Source organism: Pseudoclavibacter sp. CFCC 13796 (assembly GCF_008831185.1).
In the GTDB taxonomy this organism is placed as follows: Bacteria; Actinomycetota; Actinomycetes; order Actinomycetales; family Microbacteriaceae; genus Pseudoclavibacter_A.
On record NZ_WBKD01000001.1, the window covers coordinates 294,797 to 313,087 of the forward strand.

Consider the following 18,291-nt stretch of genomic DNA (forward strand, 5'->3'; position numbering starts at 1 on the left):
AGCAGGAGTGGCCGCCTGCCGGCTCCGGTCAGTCGGCGAGCCCTGCAGGCACCTGCACCAACAGCGCCCCGCGTCTGATCCGCGCTTCGAGGCCGATCGCCTCGCCGAAGACGTCGCCGTCCAGCTCGCACGGCACCACCCGTTCGACGCTCACATCGATGGTCTTGCCCACCGTGTGCGAGAGCGTGGTGAGCCGGTGGGTTCCGCCGAGCTCGACCAGACGCTGGCCGGTGCGCGAGCGCGTCAGCTGATGCTCGACCACGATGCGCCGCCAGAGCCCGAACCAGTCGCTGAGCCTCCGCGGAGAGATCGCGAGCACGTCGAGCTCGCCGTCGTCGATCGAGGCGTCGGGCACCAGGAGCAGGTTGCCGGGCAGCATGCCGCAGTTGCAGATCAGCACCGTGTGCGAGCGCGTGCGCATGTCGCGACGCCGGTCGGCGGTGATGCGGGCGCGAAAGCGTTCGGCCCGGTTGACCGCGCGCAGCGCACCGGTCACGTAAGCGACCCAGCCGAAGAGCCGCTTGCCACGTGAGCTGGTGCTGACCATGATCTCAGCGTCGAGGCCGAGGCCGGCCATCACGACGAACGCCTTGGTCTCGATCTGGCCGTCGACACGGCGGATGCGGGCCTCGCCGACGTCGACGGCTCTCGGCTGGCCGGTGAAAGCGACTTCGATCGCGTCTTCGACGTTCGCGAGGCGAAGCTCGAGGTTGCGCGCGAGGACGTTGCCGGTGCCTGCGGGGATCAGCGCGACGGGTACGCCTGAATCGGCGACCTCTTCGGCCACCACACGCACAGTGCCGTCGCCGCCGGCGACGAGAATGAGCTGCACGCCCTGTTCGAGCGCAGTACGGGCCGCAGCGGCGCCCGAGTCGTCGGCCGAGGTCTCGAGCCAGAGCGTCGAGCCCCAGCCGTGGCGTTCGGCCTGACGCTCGACGATCGGATTCAGGCGCACGCGGTCGAGTTTCACCGGGTTGTAGACCACGGCGGCTCGACGACGTTTCGCGCCCGGGGATCTGACCATGCACTCAATCGTAGCCGCGCATTCTGAATGCCTGCTGTGCCTGCCCTGCGTGTGCTGCGCGGGTGGTTTACGCTGGTGGGGTGATTGACGTCGAACTGCTGCGTACCAACCCAGATCTCTTCCGCGAGAGCCAGCGCGCCCGTGGAGGCGATGTCAGTGCTGTCGACCAGGCCCTTGAGGCCGACGCCTCGCGCCGGGTGTCGCTGACCGAGTTCGAGACGCTGCGCGCCCAGCAGAACGCCTTCGGCAAACAGGTCGCCAAGTCGCCGAAAGAGGAGAAGGCCGCTCTGGTGGCTCAGGTCAGAGAGCTGGCCGACCAGGTCAAGCAGGCCGAGGGGCGCGCACGCAAGGCCGAAGAGCAGTTCTCGGTCGCGGTGCGCGGCATCCAGAACCTCGTGCTCGAGGGGGTGCCCGAAGGCGGCGAAGACGACTTCACCGTCGAACGCGAAGTCGGCGAGCACCCTCAGTTCGACTTCGAGCCGAAAGACCACGTGGCGATCGGCGAGCACCTCGGGCTGTTCGATCTGGAGCGCGGCGCGAAAGTCTCCGGCGCACGCTTCTACTACCTCACCGGCTGGGGCGCTCGGCTGGAGCTCGCCCTGCTGAACCTCGCTCTCGACCAGGCGATCGAGAACGGCTTCACCCCGATGATCACGCCCACGATCGTGAACCCCGAGATCATGCAGGGCACCGGCTTCCTCGATCAGCACTCCGACGAGATCTACCACCTCGACGCAGACGACCAGTACCTCACCGGCACCAGCGAGGTCGCGCTGGCCGGGTATCACTCCGATGAGATCATCGACCTCACGGCCGGGCCGAAGCGCTACGCCGGCTGGTCGACCTGCTACCGACGCGAGGCCGGCTCGCATGGCAAAGACACCCGGGGCATCCTGCGCGTGCACCAGTTCAACAAGCTCGAGATGTTCGTCTACACGACACCTGATCAGGCTCTCGCCGAGCATCAGCGACTGCTGAGCTGGGAGGAGCAGATGCTGCAGAAAGTCGAGCTGCCGTACCGAGTGATCAACACCGCCGCCGGCGATCTGGGCTCATCCGCCGCACAGAAGTTCGACACCGAAGCCTGGATCCCGACGCAGCACACCTACCGCGAGCTGACCAGCACATCGAACTGCACCACCTATCAGGCACGCCGCCTGGGCATCAGGTACCGCCCCGAAGAGGGCGGCAAGACCGCCCCGGTCGCCACCCTGAACGGCACTCTCGCGACCACGCGCTGGCTCGTGGCGATTCTCGAGAACCACCAGCAGGCCGACGGATCGGTGCGCGTACCGGCAGCACTGCGCCCGTACCTGGGCGGCATCGAGGCGATCACGCCGGGCGCCTGACGCCCCGCTCCGTTCGCCACAGTGTCACCGGCATGGGCTACTGTGCGGGTGAACGAAGAGGAGCAACATGGTTGGCAACGCACTGCCTTGGCACGCCCCGGGCAAGGGTTCGTTTCCCGAGACCGGCAGCATCCCGCTGCCGCCTGTGCATGATGAGGGCCGCTGGCTGATCGCACTCGACCTCGACGGCACCACGGTTGACGCAGACAACCGTGCCAGCTCCGCCGTACAGCGCGCGATCGACATGGCACAGGCCGCTGGCCACGTCGTGATGATCGCCACAGGGCGCCCCATTCAGGGCGTCACAGGCATTTACCGCGAACTGGGTCTCACCGCCGAATACAGCGTGTGCTCGAACGGTGCGCTCGTCTGCGGCATGCGCGAGCCGACAGGTCAGGCCGCGCAGGGCATCCGCACTCGCGCGGTCGACGACAGCGGCGTCGAGCCGCACGAAGAGTGCACCGGACACTGGCGTGTCGTCGACATGACGCTCTTCGACCCGGCACCGGTCATCGACGCCTTGGTTCCCTCGCTGCCCGACGCCCGATATGCCGTCGAAGACGCCGACCAGGGCTGGCGGTTCTTCCGCCCGTTCAACGCGGGCACCTTCAGTGCTCCCGCCGAGCTGGTGTCGCTCGACGACCTGCGCTCACACCCTGTGACACGCGTCGTCGTGTTCTCTCCGGCACATGACACCGCCGAGTTTCAGCGCATCGTCGAGGGCATCGGCCTGCACCAGGTGAGCTACTCGGTGGGCTGGTCGGCCTGGCTCGACATCGCCCCCTTCGGCGTGAACAAAGGCACGGCGCTCGAGAAGGTGCGGCGCCGGCTCGGCATCCCGCGCAACCGCGTCGCGGTCGTCGGTGACGGGCTCAACGACATCGAGATGATCACCTGGGCGGCAGAAGAGGGCATCGGTGCGGCCATGGGGCACGCACTGCCCGAGGTCAAAGCGATGGCCAACCGAGTCGTCGCCGATCTCGAAGGCGACGGTGTCGCCGATCTGATTCATTCGATCATCGGCTGACGGGCGCTCTCGTCACCACAGAATCAGAAGACGCATCCACGCGGGGCCTGCCCTTGTCTTGTATGATGGTCTGGTTGTCTCTTGCTCTCGCATCCCGATCTCGACTGATCAGGCCGCGCGGCGAGAACGACATGGTGGGCTGTCCGAGCGGCCGAAGGAGCTTGTCTTGAAAACAAGTGAGGGGCAACTCTCCCTGGGTTCGAATCCCAGGCCCACCGCCATGAACTGTGAACGGGAGTCGGGTCGACGTGAGCGCTGAGTCGCAGCCGCAAGCCGAGGGCACTCCCGCGCCACGGCATCCGCTCGACGTCGCCATCGTCGTCGTCACGTACAAGCGCACCAAGCTGCTGCGCGTGCTGCTCGATAGCTTCACTGAGCTCAAGACCGCGCCCTCGTGGATCGTGATCGTGGACAACGCCTCGCACGACGACACCGGCGAGATCGTCGAGTCGTACCGGGAGCGCTTGGGCAAGCGCGCCGACGGCCGCGATCGCCTCGTCTACGCGCCCCAAGAAGAGAACACCGGCGGGGCCGGAGGCTTCAGCGCAGGTACGAAGATCGCCTACGACCTGGGCGCCGAGTGGCTGTGGCTGATGGACGACGACGTGGCCGTGCTGCCCGAGGCGATCGAGCGGCTGACCCCGTGGACCGACCGCTTCAAGGTCATTCAGGGCCGCCGGTACAACTACGACGGGTCGCCGTTCTACTGGCAGTTCGACTTCAACGTGCCGCTGGGCATTCCGAACCCGGTGGCCAAAGACGACTTCAGCGCCCAAGACTGGCTGCCGATGAACACGGTCTGCTTCGAGGGCGGGCTCTTTCATCGCGACGTCGTGCGGCAGGTCGGGCTGCCCGATCCCCGCTTCTTCATCTACTGGGACGACACCGTCTATGGCTACCTGACCTCCAAGGTCACGACGCCGGCGCTGGTCAACACCTTCATTCTGCGGCGCACCCGCGAGATCAAACGGCTCGATCTCGGCACCCGCAAGCTCAACGGCACCAGCGACATGGTGCGCTTTCACATCATGCGCAACCGCGGCTACATGGCGCGGTACTTTCGCCTGCACGGCGACTACAACCGGTTCGTCTTCGGCTTCGGCACGCTGCTGACCCTCGCGAAAGAGGTCATCCGCATCGTCACGGTCGATCATTCGTTCAAGTCGGGGCTGTCGGCGCTGTTCAAAGGGATGCGCGGGGCGCGAAAGATCTACCGCGATCGCTCCTGGAAACCGATGCCGCCGCTGGACTAGGGCCTGGCTCTGCAGCACTTTTTGTGGGTAAAGCTCTCGTTCACCGCAAAAACTGCTACACGGTCGCACGGTCGCGGCTACTGACCGGCCACGGCACGGTTACCGCACGACTGCGGCAACGCGACGCAGCTCCCCTCACAGTCTGCAGCAGACACACCATTTTCCCGCATCACTTGCCGCCTCCAGCAGCTTCGGCGCCGCGTCCACCACCACCGTTTGCTCGACATGCACCGCATTCGCTCCACATCTCCCGATTTGTGCCAATCCGTGGCGGCGAAGTGCAATCCGTGACGGCGGCTCCTCTGCCACTGGCCGCAGATGGCAAGAGTGTCTGCAGCGGCAACAGCTGAGCCCCGGCCGTAGACTTACTGCATGGCCGAGAAGAGCACGGAGCAGCCCGCAGGCGCTGCAGCACCAGAACCCGCACCCGCATCCACTGAGGAGGCAGCGCCGGTTCCAGCGCCTCAGCCCGATGCACCTCAGCCCGATGCTGAGCAGACCAACGCAGCACAGCCCGCGGCTCAGCCCAGCGCGACCACGGCATCCGGCCCGCTCTCGCAGCAGGCCGTCGACGCCGTCAGGGCCGGCTACACCTTCGAAGGCACGACGCTCGACATCGGGGCGCTCGTCAACGGCGAGCCCCTCAAAGACGTGCAGGTGCGCATCCCGCTCGGCATGCTGAACCGCCACGGCCTCATCGCAGGCGCCACCGGCACCGGCAAGACCAAGACCCTGCAGGGCCTGGCCGAGCAGATCGCCGCCAACGGCGTGCCCGTCTTCGCCGCAGACATCAAAGGCGATCTCTCCGGCCTCGCCGTCGCCGGCACCCCCAGTGACAAGCTCACCGCACGCACGCAGGGCATCGGCCAGGACTGGCACCCCGTCGCGACGCCCACAGAGTTCTTCTCACTGGGCGGCGTCGGCCAGGGCGTGCCACTGCGCGCGACGGTCGACGGCTTCGGCCCGACGCTGCTCGCCCGTGTGCTCGACCTCAACGAGACGCAGGAGTCGAGCCTGGGCCTCGTCTTCCACTACGCGAAGCAGAACGACCTGCCCCTGATCACCCTGGACGACCTGCGCACTCTGCTCAGCTGGCTCACCGGCGACGAAGGCAAGGCCGAGCTCAAGGGCATCGGCGGTCTCTCGCCGCAGACCGCCGGCGTGATCCTGCGCGAAATCGTGAACTTCGCCGGTCAGGGCGCAGACGTGTTCTTCGGCCAGCCCGCCGTCGAGGTCACCGACTTTCTGCGCACCGCCTCTGCGACCGGCGCAGACGGCGCGACGACCGAGTTCGGCGTGGTCAGCATGCTCGAAGTGCCCGGTGTGCAGGATCGCCCCGCGGTGTTCTCGACCTTCCTCATGTATCTGCTCACCGAGCTCTTCCGCGCGCTGCCCGAGGTCGGCGACCAGGACAAGCCCAAACTCGTGTTCTTCTTCGACGAGGCGCACCTGCTCTTCAAGGGAGCCTCGAAGAGCTTCGTCGAGACGATCACGCAGACCGTGCGCCTGATCCGTTCGAAGGGCGTCGGCATCTTCTTCGTCACACAGACACCGAAAGACGTGCCCGGCGACGTGCTGGGCCAGCTCGGCAGCCGCATCCAGCATGCCCTGCGCGCGCACACCCCCGACGACGCGAAGGCGCTCAAGGCCACCGTCTCGACCTACCCGACCAGCGAGTATCAGCTCGGCGAGGTGCTCACGCAGCTGGGCACCGGCGAGGCGATCGTGACCGTCATCAACGACAAGGGCGCGCCGACCCCGGTCGCCTGGACGCGTGTTCGCGCCCCGCAGGGCTCGATGGATCCGATGCCCGCAGACGCCATGTCCCAGGCCATCGCGTCCTCGCCGCTGCAGGCCAAGTACGGCACGCCTGCGCAGACCGAGGGCGCCGCCGCGAAGCTGCAGGGCCGCATCGACGCAGCCTCGCAGGCTGCGTCTGACGCGGCCGCCGCCAAGCAGGCCGATGCGGATGCCAAGGCCGCCGACCGAGCAGAGCGCGAGCGCCAGCGCGATGAGGCCGCCCGCGAGCGCGAGTCTCGGTCGACATCGCGCTCAGGCTCCCGAACCGCCAAAGAGCACGGTGTTGCCGACGTGATCGACGACGTGGTCAAGTCGCGCACGTTCCAGACCGTGGTGCGCGAGGTCATCCGCGGCATCTTCGGCGGCAAGAGGCGCTGACTCGCGCAACCGAGTCGGTCTGCCGGCGGCACCCCTTCTCCTGCGTGGTCTGGCCACGCAACCAAGTCGATGCACCTGTGTAACACCCGGGAAACGCAGACCTCTCAAGCTTGTTCTCATGAACCTGTCCGACAGCCAGACTGCAGGAGTGCCACCGGTCAACCGCCTCGGTGCCACCGAGTATGTTCGCCAGAACCTCGAACACGCCATCAGCGCCGGGGTGGTGAAAGTCGGCCAGCGCCTGCCCTCAGAAGCCGCACTCGCCGCACGGTTCGGCGTCAGCCGTTCGGTCGTGCGCGAAGCACTGCGCGTACTCGAGGTGCGCGGCACGACGGCCACGAGAGTCGGGGTCGGCACTTTCGTGATCGCGACCGAACCCGTCTCACAAGTCGACTTCGCCGGGTTCGGCGCCACTGACCTCGTCGAAGCCAGGCCGCACATCGAGATTCCGGCCGCCGGTCTCGCCGCCGTGCGCCGCTCTGAGCACGACCTCGAGCACCTGCAGGGGCTCATCGAGAGCATGCAGCGCACTGATGATCCCGACGAATGGGTCAGGCAGGACACCGAGCTGCATCTCGCGATCGCCGAGGCCTCGGGCAACCGCGTCTTCACCACGGTGCTGCGCAGCATCAAAGCGGCTCTCGCCCTGCAGTCCGGCCAGCTGAACGACGGCTCCAACCGCCGTCTTCCCTCTGAGCACGAGCATCGCAGCATCGTCGCCGCGATCGCCCAAGGGTCGATCACCGAGGCAGAAGACGCCATGCGCTTCCATCTCGATCAGGTCAAAGACGTCGTTCTCACAGAACGATCGAACACACACGAGGGAGAGAACCGATGACACAACAGCACTCGAAGCCCGACGGCCTCTCGCCAGACACGGGCATCGTCACCACCGCTGCATCCGAAGAGAACATCTTCATCGAAGAGGAGGCCGGCTTTCACAAGGGTCTCGGGGCACGCCAGCTCCAGATGATCGCGATCGGCGGCGCGATCGGCACGGGTCTCTTTCTCGGCGCCGGAGGCCGTCTCGCACAGGCCGGCCCGTCTCTGCTGATCATCTACGCCTTCTGCGGCGTGTTCGCCTACCTGATTCTGCGAGCGCTCGGCGAGTTGGTCGTTCACCGTCCCTCTTCGGGATCGTTCGTCTCGTACGCACGCGAGTTCTTCGGTGAGAAGGCGGCATTCGTCAGCGGCTGGATGTACTGGGTCAACTGGGCCACCACATCGATCGTCGACGTCACCGCGATCGCAATCTACGTCAAGTGGTTCGGTCAGTACTCGGCGTTCATCCAGTCGATTCCCCAGTGGACGATCGCCCTGCTGGCGCTCGTCATCGTGGTCGGCATGAACCTCATCTCGGTCAAAGTGTTCGGCGAGATGGAGTTCTGGTTCGCTCTGATCAAGGTCGGCGCGCTGGTCATCTTCTTGGTGCTCGGCGTCATCTTCGTGATCTTCGGCACACCGACCGGCGACCCGCGAGGCTTCACCCTGATCTTCGACAACGGCGGGATGTTCCCGAACGGCATCCTGCCAGCTCTGGTGATCATGCAGGGTGTCGTGTTCGCCTATGCGGGCATCGAGCTCGTCGGCACCACCTCGGGCGAGACGAAAGACGCCCGCAAGGTCATCCCGAAGGCGATCAACACCGTCATCGTGCGCATCGCCGTCTTCTACGTCGGTTCGGTGCTGCTGCTGGTGCTGCTGCTTCCCTACACCGCGTACAGTGCAGGCGAGAGCCCGTTCGTGACGTTCTTCAGCCACATCGGCATCGACGCGGCGGCGCCGATCATGGAGCTCGTGGTTCTCACGGCCGCCCTGTCGTCGCTGAACGCGGGCATGTACTCCACCGGACGCATCCTGCACTCCATGTCGATGGCCGGCTCGGCACCCAAATTCGCGCAGAAGATCTCGCCTCAGGGCGTTCCCTACGGCGGCATTCTGCTCACCGCGATCGTGACTCTCATGGGCGTCGTGCTCAACATGTTCGTTCCCGAGCAGGCCTTCGAGATCGTGCTGAACCTCGCCTCGATCGGCATCATCTCAGGCTGGGCCACGATCACTCTCGCGCATCTGCGGTACTACCAACTCGCGAAGCAGGGTCTCTACCGACGTCCGAAGTTTCGTATGCCGGGTGCGCCATATACGAACTACGCCACGCTCGCGTTCCTGCTGCTGGTCATCGTGCTCATCGGCCTCGACTACCCGACCGGCACCTACACGCTGGCGTCGATGCTCATCGTGATCCCGCTTCTGGTGATCGGCTGGTACGCCTGCCGCTCCGAGGTCAAGCGCATCGCCACTGAGCGCATCGGCTTCACCGGCGCCTTCCCCGTGGTGGCCAGCCGGCCTATGGCCGACGAGCTCGCCGAGGCAGAGGGCGGCGAGGCTCCGGAGGTCACGATCGCCCGCGAGGTGCACGAGGCCAACATCGCCTCGGGCAACCCGAACCCGCTCGACAGCGACAACGACGGCGACAAGCACTGACGCGCTGGTGCCGGCTCGGGGCCAGCCACGGTCTCGAGCCGGCACCAGGCCGAAGGCTGCCGCTGCCCGCGACCGTTTCAGCCGAGGTGCGAGCGAGCCTCGCGCGGGCGATTCGTGATGATCGCATCCACGCCGGCCGCGGCCAGCGCATCCCAGTCGACAGGCTCGTCCGGCGTCCACACCGCCATCTGGGCGCCCAGTCGCTCGTGCACCGCCCGCACCAGGTCGGGTTCGGCGAGCGCACGCCTCCAGTGCGGGTTCACCGCCGAGACGCCCAGAAGTTCGGCGATCTCAAGCTCGGGATAGTGCACGGTCTCATCGATCAGCAGTCCGAGAGCGTAGTCGCCGGCGCGCAGCTGCAGCGAACGCACCGTCGTCGGGTCGAAGCTCTGCAGCACCAGACGCTCCCCCACTCCGGCCGCCTCGAAACTCGCGACCGTCGGCGTGATCTGCTGCGGCGACCACGCCCCCTTGTACTCGACCAGTACGCGGGCGGTCGGGTTGGCCGCGATCCACTCGGCCAACTCGGCGAGCGTGGGGATGCGCTGGCCGGCGAACGTCGTATCGAACCAAGTGCCGGCGTCCAGCGTGCGCAGCTCAGCCGAGGTGCGTGCCGAGACGGCTCCCTGCCCCGACGTCGTGCGATCGAGTTCGTCGTCGTGGATCACCACCACCTCGCCGTCAGCGATGTGCTGCAGATCGAGCTCGATCCAGGCGGGCGCACCCGGCCCCGATTCGCGTGCGGCAGCATCCACCGCCGCATCGAACGCCGCAAGCGTGTTCTCTGGCGCCTCGCTGCTCGCGCCGCGGTGCCCGATGATCGTCGGTGCCGCATGGCTCTCGGCTCGACCGCTGTCGAGGTGCTCACCCCACCTGATATGTCTTGTCATCTGTCTCCCAGCTCTCTCAGTCGTCTCGCGTGCCGCATCTCACGCAGCACCTCATCCGGCACCAGCACGCCGCACCGCACACAGCACCGACACCACCAGCCAGCGCCGTTCGGTCACGCGCAGCACGATTCCGTCAGACTCACCGTAGTGCTGACAAAGCCATGCCCGCTCTGACCGAACGGTGCCATGCCGTTGAGACCAAGCACTCGTCAGCGCAGCCAGGCGCTCATCGTGCTCGTCAGTTCTTCAGGTACGGCTTCACGTTCTCGTCATAGGCCTGCTGCAGCTGCGGTGTGATGGCCCCGAACGCCTCAGCGGCCGCGGTGTTGTTCACCATGATCTGCTCGATGCCGTCGGTGAGAATCTTGTCACCGCCGGGCACGAACACACGTGCCCAATCCTGCGAACGACTCTTCTGTGCCAGCTGGTCGATGGCCGTCTTGAACTGCGGCTTGGTCGACAGCAGCTGCTGCACCGAATCACTCTGAATGGCCGAGGTGCGCACGGGAATGTATCCGGTGCCTGCCGAGAAGAGCGCGGTGTTGTCCGGCTCCGTGATGAAGCTGAGGAACGTCGCCGCGGCGAGCTGGCGCTCGGGCGTGCTCTTCGCGGGGATGCCGATGCCGGTTCCGCCCGTCGGGCAGCCCCCGCCTTGGGGACCATCAGGCAGGAAGGCCGTGCCGACCTCGAAATTGGCGCTCTTGAGGATGCCGCCCAGCGAGCCCGTCGAGCTCAGGGTGCAGGGGAAGGCTCCCGCACCGAAGTCGGTGTCCTGCTCAGTCGCGATGGCCGCGAACTTCTGCTCATGAATCAGCTTGCGCAGATACTCGCCAGCGGCCTCGGTCTCTGCGCTGGTGAGCTTGAGATCCCAGTCGTCAGAGTAGCGCCCGCCCTGACCCCACATCATGTTGCAGAACCACCAGGCGGCCCACGACGTCCCCTTGCCCAAGGCAAGCGCCTGGCCGCTCTTCGAGACGGCGTTGAGCTTCGGCGCCCACTCCTCGAATTCGTCCCAGGTGGCGGGCCCGCGATCGGGAAGGCCAGCCTGTTCCCAGGCGCTCTTGTTGTAGTAGAACAGCGGCGTCGAGCGCGCATACGGAAGCGCCCACAGCTGATCCTGGTACTTGTAGTCGCCCAAGAGCGTGGCGTTGTAGTCGTCGAGCTCGGTGCCCACCTGAGACAGCACGCCGTCGAGCGGCAGCAGCTGGCCGTTGATGAAGTAGCGGAACCACCAGACGTCACTCGCGATCACCAGATCGGGAATGTTGTCGCCTGAGGATGCCGCCTGGAACTTCGCTGCGACCTCGTCGTAGTCTTTGCCGGCCGTCACCAGCTCCACCTGAATCTCGGGGTGCTTCTCGTTGAACTTGGCGATCAGCTGATTCTCGATGTCCTGAGACTTGCCCGGATGGTTGCTCCACCAGGTGATCTTGTCTGCAGGGGTGACTTTCGACCAGTCGGTCGTATCGGCCTGCGTGGTGCCTGCTGCCCCGACGGAGGGCCCGGAGCAGGCGGCCAGGCCGAGGCCTGCAGCACCGAGCAGACCGGCGGCGAGCACGCTGCGCCGACTCACCTGTCGGCTGGCGAAAGATGCGGGAATCGAGGGTTTCATTGGTAACTGCGCTCCTGTTCGAGAAGAGGTGTTGCGGGGGTCATATGGATGCCAGTGTTGGCGGGTCAATGAAGATCGGCAGTGAGAGGGTCAGCGGCGATGGCCGGCGTTCGACGCGCGTGGTCGTCTGTGGACATCGAGCGCCGCGGTCATCCTTTGACCGCGCCGGCAGTCAGCCCTGCGACCAGGCGCTTCTGCATGGCCAGGAAGACCGCCAGCACCGGCAGTGTGACGATCACCGTGGCGGCGAGGATCACACCCCAGTTGTTCGATCCGTCGACGTTCTGCAGCAGGGTGAGCCCGACCGGAAGAGTCATCATGTCGGGCTTGTCGATGATCAGCAGCGGCCAGAGGTACTCGTTCCACTCGGTGACGATCGACACCAGGGTCACTGCGACGATCGTCGGAGCAGACATCGGCACGACGAAGCCCCAGAGTCGACGCCAGTGGCCGGCACCGTCGACCTCAGCCGACTCGAGCACCGACTTGGGCAGCGTCATGAAGTGCTGCCTGAAGAGAAAGGTGCCAAACGCGCTGGCCAGGCCGGGCACGACGATGCCCTGGTAGGTGTTGACCCACCCCAACGAGGCCACCAAGGTGTAGTTCGGGATGATCGTGATCTGCTGCGGAACCATCAGTGCGGCGAGCACGATCACGAAGATCGTGCGCTTGAACGGAAACCGGATGAACACCAGTGCGTACGCGGTGGTCAGGCCCAAGAGCACCTTGAGACCCGATCCGAGAATCGTCACCAGCACACTGTTCACGAAGAGTCGCCCGATCGGCAGGGTGTCGGCGACCTCGGCGTAGTTGCCGAACTGCAGGCTGCTGGGCAGCCACTGCAGCGGAATCGTGAAGATCTCGTTCTGCTGTTTGAAGCTCGAGACCACCATCCAGATCAGCGGAAAGACCATGACGGCTGCGGCGACGATCATGACGAGGTACGAGCCAAGATCGAGATGGCCCAGAAGCCCGCCGCGCGGCCTGCCGCCACGCGACTCAGCGGCACGCGACTCGGAGGCACGCATCATGCTGGTCTGCACCGCTTCGGCGTCGAGAAGCTCGGCGCCCGAACGTGGCTCGGTGATCGTGGGAGTGCTCATCAGAAGTTCACCTTTCGCTCCATGACCACAAGCTGGATGATCGTGATCACGAGCAGAATGAAGAAGAGGACGGTTGCGACGGCAGAGGCGAATCCGGCCCGACCGTTCACGAATCCCTCTTGGTAGATCTGGTACATGAGGGTCGTGGTCGAGCCGACCGGCCCACCACGTGTCATCGCCTGGATCAGATCGAACGACTGCAGTGAGCTGAGCAGCGTGGTGATGCTCAAGAAGAACGTGGTCGAGCCGAGCAGGGGGATCACCACACGCCGCGTCGTCTGCCTCCGAGTGGCGCCGTCGAGAGCGGCAGCTTCGAAGACCTCGTGCGGAATCGCCTGGAGTCCCGCGAGATAGATCAGAGCGACATAGCCGACGTTCTTCCAGATGTAGACGATCATCAGCATGACCAAAGGCCATGGCGACGAGTTGTACCAGTCTGGCGACGGCATCCCGATGGCGCCCAGCACCGAGGCCAGCACCCCGTACCGGGGGTCGAAGATGAAGAGCCACAGCAGGCCGACGGCCACGCCGCTCAACACGTACGGAGCGAAGCTGACGGTTCGCACGATGGTGTGCCCGCGAAGTTTGCGGTTGAGAACGAGTGCAAGGCCGAGTCCCAGCACCATGCCGCCGACGACGGTCACGAGAGTGAAGACCGTCGTGTTCAGCATGATCTGTCCGGTCGAAGGTGCGGTGAACCAGTTGACGTAGTTCTGCAGCCCGACGAACTGCGCGACCTCCGATCCGACATTCCACTGCAGCAACGAGTAACTGAAGCTCTGCAGCAGGGGACGGTAGACGAAGAGTGCCAGCAGAGCCACGTTCGGCCCGGCCAGCAGCAGAAAGAACCCGATGTCCCTCCACTTGTACCGACGGCGCCCACGCGGGCTCACCGAGCGCTGAACACTGACCGGTCGATCAGACGACTTGCCGGCGACGCGCTCTGAGACAGAGGTCACACTCAATGAAAGCTCCTGGAGTTCGAGGCGCTCTCACCTCGTGCAGAGCGCCGACACCGAGTCAGCTTAGGAAGCCGGACTCGCGCCTCAGCCCACTTTCAGCAGTCGGTCAGACAGAGTTCACTCTCGTTCACCGAGCATTAACGAAGGTTCATCACCGGTTCATCGGCTGCTTGAATGCGGCCACTATCTTCGTGCTCAGCGTGCGCCTTCGTCTTGATGCGCACCCGTCCGCCGCGATTGGAGCCCGATGTCATCCGTGCTGTTCGACCATGTCAGCTGTGTCTACCCAGGTGCAGATGCCCCGTCGGTGAACGATCTGCAGCTGAGCATTCCCGATGGCGAGTTTCTCGTGCTCGTCGGCCCGTCAGGGTGCGGCAAGTCGACGACGCTGCGCATGCTCGCCGGGCTCGAACAGGTGACCGAGGGGCGCATCTGCATCGACGGCCGTGACGTCACCGACGTCGACCCCAAAGACCGTGACATCGCGATGGTCTTTCAGAACTACGCGCTGTACCCGCACATGACCGTGGCCGAGAACATGGGGTTCGCGCTCAAGCTCGCGAAGGTCAACCGTGTCGACCGTGAGGCCAAGGTTCGCCGCGCGGCCGAGATGCTCGACCTGACCGAGATGCTCGAGCGCAAGCCCAAAGCGCTCTCTGGCGGGCAGCGTCAGCGTGTGGCCATGGGGCGTGCGATCGTCCGCGAGCCAAAAGTCTTTCTCATGGACGAGCCGCTCTCGAACCTCGACGCACGTCTGCGCGTGCAGACTCGGGCCGAGATCTCCGCGCTGACCCGCGAGCTGGGCGTCACCACGGTCTATGTCACGCACGATCAGACCGAGGCCATGACCATGGGCGATCGCGTCGCCGTGCTGCGCGACGGCACCCTGCAACAGCTGAGCACCCCGGTGGCCCTCTATGACACTCCGGCGAACGCGTTCGTCGCCGGCTTCATCGGCTCGCCTTCGATGAGTCTCTTCGAGGCGCCGGTTCGCGACGGCCGCCCGACCCTGGTCGGCATCCGTCCTGAGGATGTCCGGCTCGTGCCGGCCGATCAGGCTCAGGCCCGCCTGCTGGTGCGTTCGGTCGAGGTGCTGGGTGCCGAGGCGTTTCTGTACGGCGACCTGCTGCGCAGCAGCGATTCCCCACTCGCCTGGGTGGCCGAGGCTCGACCCGCGACCAGCACAGCGCGACCCGGAGTGCTCGGTGCCGCCCATGCGGGATCTCCGCACTCCGCCGAACAGATTCGTCTGGTCGTGCGCGTTGACGGCCGCAGCCACCCGGCCGTCGACGACATCGTGCCGATCGGCTTCGATGAACGCCGACTGCATCTCTTCGAGCCCGCGAGCGGCGAGCGGCTCACCCGATCAGCCGCGCCTGTGCTGCAGTCGGCCTGATGGCGGTCGAGCTGCACTGACCAGCGGGCCCATCTCGGCGACATTTCAAGCAGGAGCACCAGGCAGAGCAAGTTCGTCAAGGTGACGCGCGAGCATGCTGAGCATCTGACTCGCTCCTTGCGTGTCTCCGCTCCAAAGACTCTGCATAGCGATTCCATCCAGCAACGCTCGCAGTCTCTGCGCTTCGTGGTCCGGGTCACGCCCGCCATCGAGTTGGCCTGCTGAGGCTACGAGATCAATCGCGATGCGGCACACCCTACCCACCAGTGCGTTGAGTCTCGCGGCTGCCGGGCGCAGGTCACGGTCGGTGAGGGAGAGCACCCCCAATTGCACCTGCGCGACCAACTCGAGACGCCGCTCCTCGTCCAGTGGAAGCAATTGCGCGAGCAGCGCATCCGCCAAGGCCCGGCCGGTCAGGTCGAGTGACGTGATCCTGGCCGCCGCTCGTTCCTCGATGAGCTCAAGGCAGTACTCTCGAAGGGCGTGCTGAGTCGGGAATGCCCGCCGCAGCGACGCGACGGCGATTCCTGCCTCTGCGGCGAGGCCCCGCACTGACAGGCCGGCGAGTCCGTCGCGTTCGAGGACGCACAGGGCCGCCGCCGCAATCGCAGCCGTGCGTGCTTCGGTGTCGATTCTCCGTGGCATGGCTTTAGTGTGAGGTACTGTTCTGCACCGTGTCGATGGAGCTCTTCGGCCAGACGGTGTAGCTGAGCGCCCAGACAAGGTCGACGGCAAAGATGATCCCGAGAATGCCGAAGTATCCCGAGAGCGCCGCGGTGCGCTCCGAATCGTTGACGAGAAAGATGATCGCGCCGAGGATGGCAGCGGCGATGGCCACCGCAAGGCCGGTCAGCAGCACATCGCGCCAGCACTTGATGCTGTAGCGGGTTCCAGTGAGCTGCTCAGGCTCCGGGCCTCCCGCGAATCGATGGGCAAAGCGAACGTCTGCCCACGTGACCATGCGCTTGCCATATGCCACCGAGATACCGATATAAATCGCGGCGAGACCGTGCTGCCAAGAGGCTGTTCCCCCGCCGAAGAGGTCCACTGCGACCAACGCGAGCAGCACGATGTCGATCACCGGGGCGAGTATCAAGAGTCCGGCACCGAGACGGGGGCGCCGCAGAAGATATCTCGCCGCGAGCCCGCTGAGAATGGCCCCCCAGAATAAGACTTCACACACCACGATCCCCGTCAGAATCATGTCCGCTCCTCGCTGCTTCGCTCACACTCGTCAATTTGTTAGCACAAGTGTACTCACAAAAATCCGTCGCTCGATCGCCGTCACGCTCACCACACTCTTCTGGCAGAGAAACAGCATCCCCCGCAAATGCAGCGCGCTTCACGCCGGCGCATCCACCACACACCTCGGCCGGGGCAGAGTTCGAACCCGAGAAGAGTCTCGTTCAACGAGGGGATATGAGGAGCAGCGGTATCACGTCAGCCACAGCATCGAATCAGCGTTCAACGCGAGGCTGTGACCGCGTTCGGGCGAATCATCGAAAACGCTCAGGGCACCACATGGGACATGCGCCCGACAACGTGCACAAAAAAGCCCCGGAACCGTTGAGATTCCGGGGCTTTTCCCTGTGTGCCCGAGGGGGGACTTGAACCCCCACGACCTTGCGATCACTAGCACCTGAAGCTAGCGCGTCTACCAATTCCGCCACTCGGGCATTGCGCACCTCGACTGGGCCGAACTGCGCGATTGCACTGGAACAGATTAGCATGAAAACGATGCTCCACGGCAACTCGACTCCTCGTCTCACAGCTGAACCGGGTACCATGGCTGCGACAGATCGGTGTGAGGAGACGAGTGGGACTACTCGATAATGTGGAACGCGGCTTGGAGCGTGCTGTCAACGGCGCCTTCGCCAAGACGTTTCGCTCCCGCCTGCAGCCGCTCGAGATCTTCTCTGCGCTGAAGGGAGAGCTCGACTCGAACACGCGCATCCTCTCGCGTGACACGATTCTGGTGCCGAACGCCCTGCGCGTGCGCATCAGCCAGGCCGACTTCGACCGTCTCAAGGCGCAGGGCTCTTCGCTGGCGAACCAGTTCGTCGCCGACCTGCACACCTACGCACATCAGCAGGGGTACCAGTTTCCCGGCCCGCTCACCGTTGCCATCGTGCCTGACGAGAGTCAGAGCGTCGGCATGCTCGACGTGACCAGCTCGACCACCGTCGGCGACGTCACCCTTGTACCGGTGCTCGAGGTGCAGGGGCAGTCCTACCCGTTGCGCCATGGGGTCACGACCATCGGGCGCAGCCATGAGTGCGACGTCACCGTCAACGACTCGGCGGTCTCGAAGCAGCACGCCAGTGTGACCTGGGACGGCACCACCGTCGTGCTGCGCGACCTCGGCTCGACCAACGGCACCAAGGTCGACGGCCAGCGCATCACGACCCTGGAGCTCGCCGGCCCCCTCGACTTCGTGGTCGGTTCGACGCCGATCTCGTACCGTCGTGCACCGAAGGCGGTGGGCTGATGAGCGGCGAGCTGCTCTACCTGCTGATCAGCGCCGTGTTCCTGGTGCTGCTCTGGCTTTTCGTCTTCTCGGTCATCTGGGCCGTGCGCTCCGATCTGTTCGGCCCGAAGGTCAAGCGGATGCGCGGTGCAGCCGCGAGCGCCGGCTCGGCTCCGGCGGCCTCTCCTGCCGCTGCACCTCCCGCACCTGCGGCCTCGGGACGCCGCGCGGCATCCGCCGCCTCGACGGGCACGCCTGCCCACCTCGTGTTCACCGCAGGTCCGGTGCGCGGTCGCCAGCTCACGCTCAGCCAGGACGCCCTGACCTTCGGCCGCAGCGTCGACTCGAGCGTCGTGCTGCGTGACGACTACACCTCGACGCACCATGCCCGTCTGTCGAAACGCGGCGACACCTGGATGGTCGAAGACCTCGGCTCGACGAACGGCACGATGGTCGGCGGTCAGCGCATCGCGCGACCGACGCCGGTCGGCATCGGCGTGCCCATCACCATCGGCACCACCGTCATGGAGCTGCGAGGCTGATCTC

General features: G+C 65.5%; 16 protein-coding genes and 2 tRNA genes. 10 read left to right on the forward strand and 8 right to left on the reverse strand.

The genetic code is table 11. From position 1 onward, the window contains the following. Positions 1–28: 28 nt before the first annotated feature. Positions 29–1,024 (reverse strand): diacylglycerol/lipid kinase family protein, encoded by a 996-nt coding sequence (locus F8O07_RS01385; protein WP_158030387.1) that lies wholly within the window; start codon positions 1,022–1,024, stop codon positions 29–31. An 80-nt stretch (positions 1,025–1,104) separates the two neighbouring features. Here F8O07_RS01385 and serS point away from each other — a divergent pair, with 80 nt between their 5' ends. The 7 genes from serS (at position 1,105) to F8O07_RS01420 (ending at position 9,315) form a co-directional block, all read left to right on the forward strand. Then, positions 1,105–2,373: a serine--tRNA ligase gene (gene serS, locus F8O07_RS01390; protein ID WP_158030388.1), complete on the forward strand. Its 1,269-nt coding sequence runs from the start codon at positions 1,105–1,107 to the stop codon at positions 2,371–2,373. Positions 2,374–2,440: 67 nt separating this feature from the next. Beyond that, on the forward strand, positions 2,441–3,400 hold the full coding sequence (locus F8O07_RS01395; protein WP_158030389.1) for an HAD hydrolase family protein: 960 nt from the start codon (positions 2,441–2,443) through the stop codon (positions 3,398–3,400). Positions 3,401–3,533: 133 nt separating this feature from the next. Next, positions 3,534–3,621 (forward strand) — tRNA-Ser (locus F8O07_RS01400). A gap of 27 nt (positions 3,622–3,648) precedes the next feature. Then, a complete protein-coding gene (locus F8O07_RS01405; protein WP_158030390.1) occupies positions 3,649–4,653 on the forward strand; it encodes a glycosyltransferase in 1,005 nt (334 codons plus the stop codon). 372 nt (positions 4,654–5,025) lie between these two features. Further along, positions 5,026–6,831 carry a helicase HerA-like domain-containing protein gene (locus F8O07_RS01410; protein ID WP_158030391.1) on the forward strand — a complete coding sequence of 602 codons (1,806 nt, stop codon included), beginning with the start codon at positions 5,026–5,028 and terminating at the stop codon, positions 6,829–6,831. Positions 6,832–6,979: 148 nt separating this feature from the next. Then, a complete protein-coding gene (locus tag F8O07_RS01415) occupies positions 6,980–7,669 on the forward strand; it encodes a FadR/GntR family transcriptional regulator (protein ID WP_225733121.1) in 690 nt (229 codons plus the stop codon). Continuing rightward, positions 7,666–9,315 carry an amino acid permease gene (locus F8O07_RS01420; RefSeq protein ID WP_158030393.1) on the forward strand — a complete coding sequence of 550 codons (1,650 nt, stop codon included), beginning with the start codon at positions 7,666–7,668 and terminating at the stop codon, positions 9,313–9,315. Before F8O07_RS01415 ends, F8O07_RS01420 begins: the two co-directional genes overlap by 4 nt. Before the next feature lie 77 nt (positions 9,316–9,392). Here the strand turns inward: F8O07_RS01420 and F8O07_RS01425 are convergent, their stop codons facing one another. The 4 genes from F8O07_RS01425 to F8O07_RS01440 form a co-directional block, all read right to left on the reverse strand. Further along, positions 9,393–10,205, reverse strand: coding sequence for a glycerophosphodiester phosphodiesterase (locus tag F8O07_RS01425; RefSeq protein ID WP_158030394.1), 813 nt, complete (start codon positions 10,203–10,205; stop codon positions 9,393–9,395). Positions 10,206–10,443: 238 nt separating this feature from the next. Next, complete coding sequence (locus F8O07_RS01430) at positions 10,444–11,817, reverse strand: ABC transporter substrate-binding protein (protein ID WP_158030395.1); 1,374 nt, start codon at positions 11,815–11,817, stop codon at positions 10,444–10,446. 149 nt (positions 11,818–11,966) lie between these two features. Continuing rightward, positions 11,967–12,920, reverse strand: a complete 954-nt coding sequence (locus F8O07_RS01435) for a carbohydrate ABC transporter permease (RefSeq protein WP_412973603.1) — start codon at positions 12,918–12,920, stop codon at positions 11,967–11,969. Next, positions 12,920–13,879 carry a carbohydrate ABC transporter permease gene (locus F8O07_RS01440; protein WP_192496722.1) on the reverse strand — a complete coding sequence of 320 codons (960 nt, stop codon included), beginning with the start codon at positions 13,877–13,879 and terminating at the stop codon, positions 12,920–12,922. The genes F8O07_RS01435 and F8O07_RS01440 overlap by 1 nt, the downstream gene beginning before the upstream one ends. A gap of 250 nt (positions 13,880–14,129) precedes the next feature. On the opposite strand from F8O07_RS01440, the gene F8O07_RS01445 reads away from it, so the two are divergent. Further along, a complete protein-coding gene (locus F8O07_RS01445; RefSeq protein ID WP_158030397.1) occupies positions 14,130–15,278 on the forward strand; it encodes an ABC transporter ATP-binding protein in 1,149 nt (382 codons plus the stop codon). A gap of 45 nt (positions 15,279–15,323) precedes the next feature. Here F8O07_RS01445 and F8O07_RS01450 read toward each other — a convergent pair whose 3' ends face one another. From F8O07_RS01450 to F8O07_RS01460, 3 genes are all read right to left on the reverse strand, one after another. Further along, complete coding sequence (locus F8O07_RS01450) at positions 15,324–15,923, reverse strand: TetR/AcrR family transcriptional regulator (protein WP_158030398.1); 600 nt, start codon at positions 15,921–15,923, stop codon at positions 15,324–15,326. 4 nt (positions 15,924–15,927) lie between these two features. Next, positions 15,928–16,482, reverse strand: a complete 555-nt coding sequence (locus tag F8O07_RS01455) for a hypothetical protein (protein WP_158030399.1) — start codon at positions 16,480–16,482, stop codon at positions 15,928–15,930. Between the two features lie 388 nt (positions 16,483–16,870). After that, positions 16,871–16,954, reverse strand: a tRNA-Leu gene (locus F8O07_RS01460). Positions 16,955–17,094: 140 nt separating this feature from the next. Between F8O07_RS01460 and F8O07_RS01465 the strand changes: the two genes are divergently transcribed. Together F8O07_RS01465 and F8O07_RS01470 are read left to right on the forward strand one after the other, a co-directional pair. Further along, positions 17,095–17,766, forward strand: coding sequence for an FhaA domain-containing protein (locus tag F8O07_RS01465; protein WP_158030400.1), 672 nt, complete (start codon positions 17,095–17,097; stop codon positions 17,764–17,766). Next, positions 17,766–18,287, forward strand: a complete 522-nt coding sequence (locus F8O07_RS01470) for an FHA domain-containing protein (RefSeq protein ID WP_158030401.1) — start codon at positions 17,766–17,768, stop codon at positions 18,285–18,287. Before F8O07_RS01465 ends, F8O07_RS01470 begins: the two co-directional genes overlap by 1 nt. The last annotated feature ends 4 nt before the right edge of the window (positions 18,288–18,291 follow it).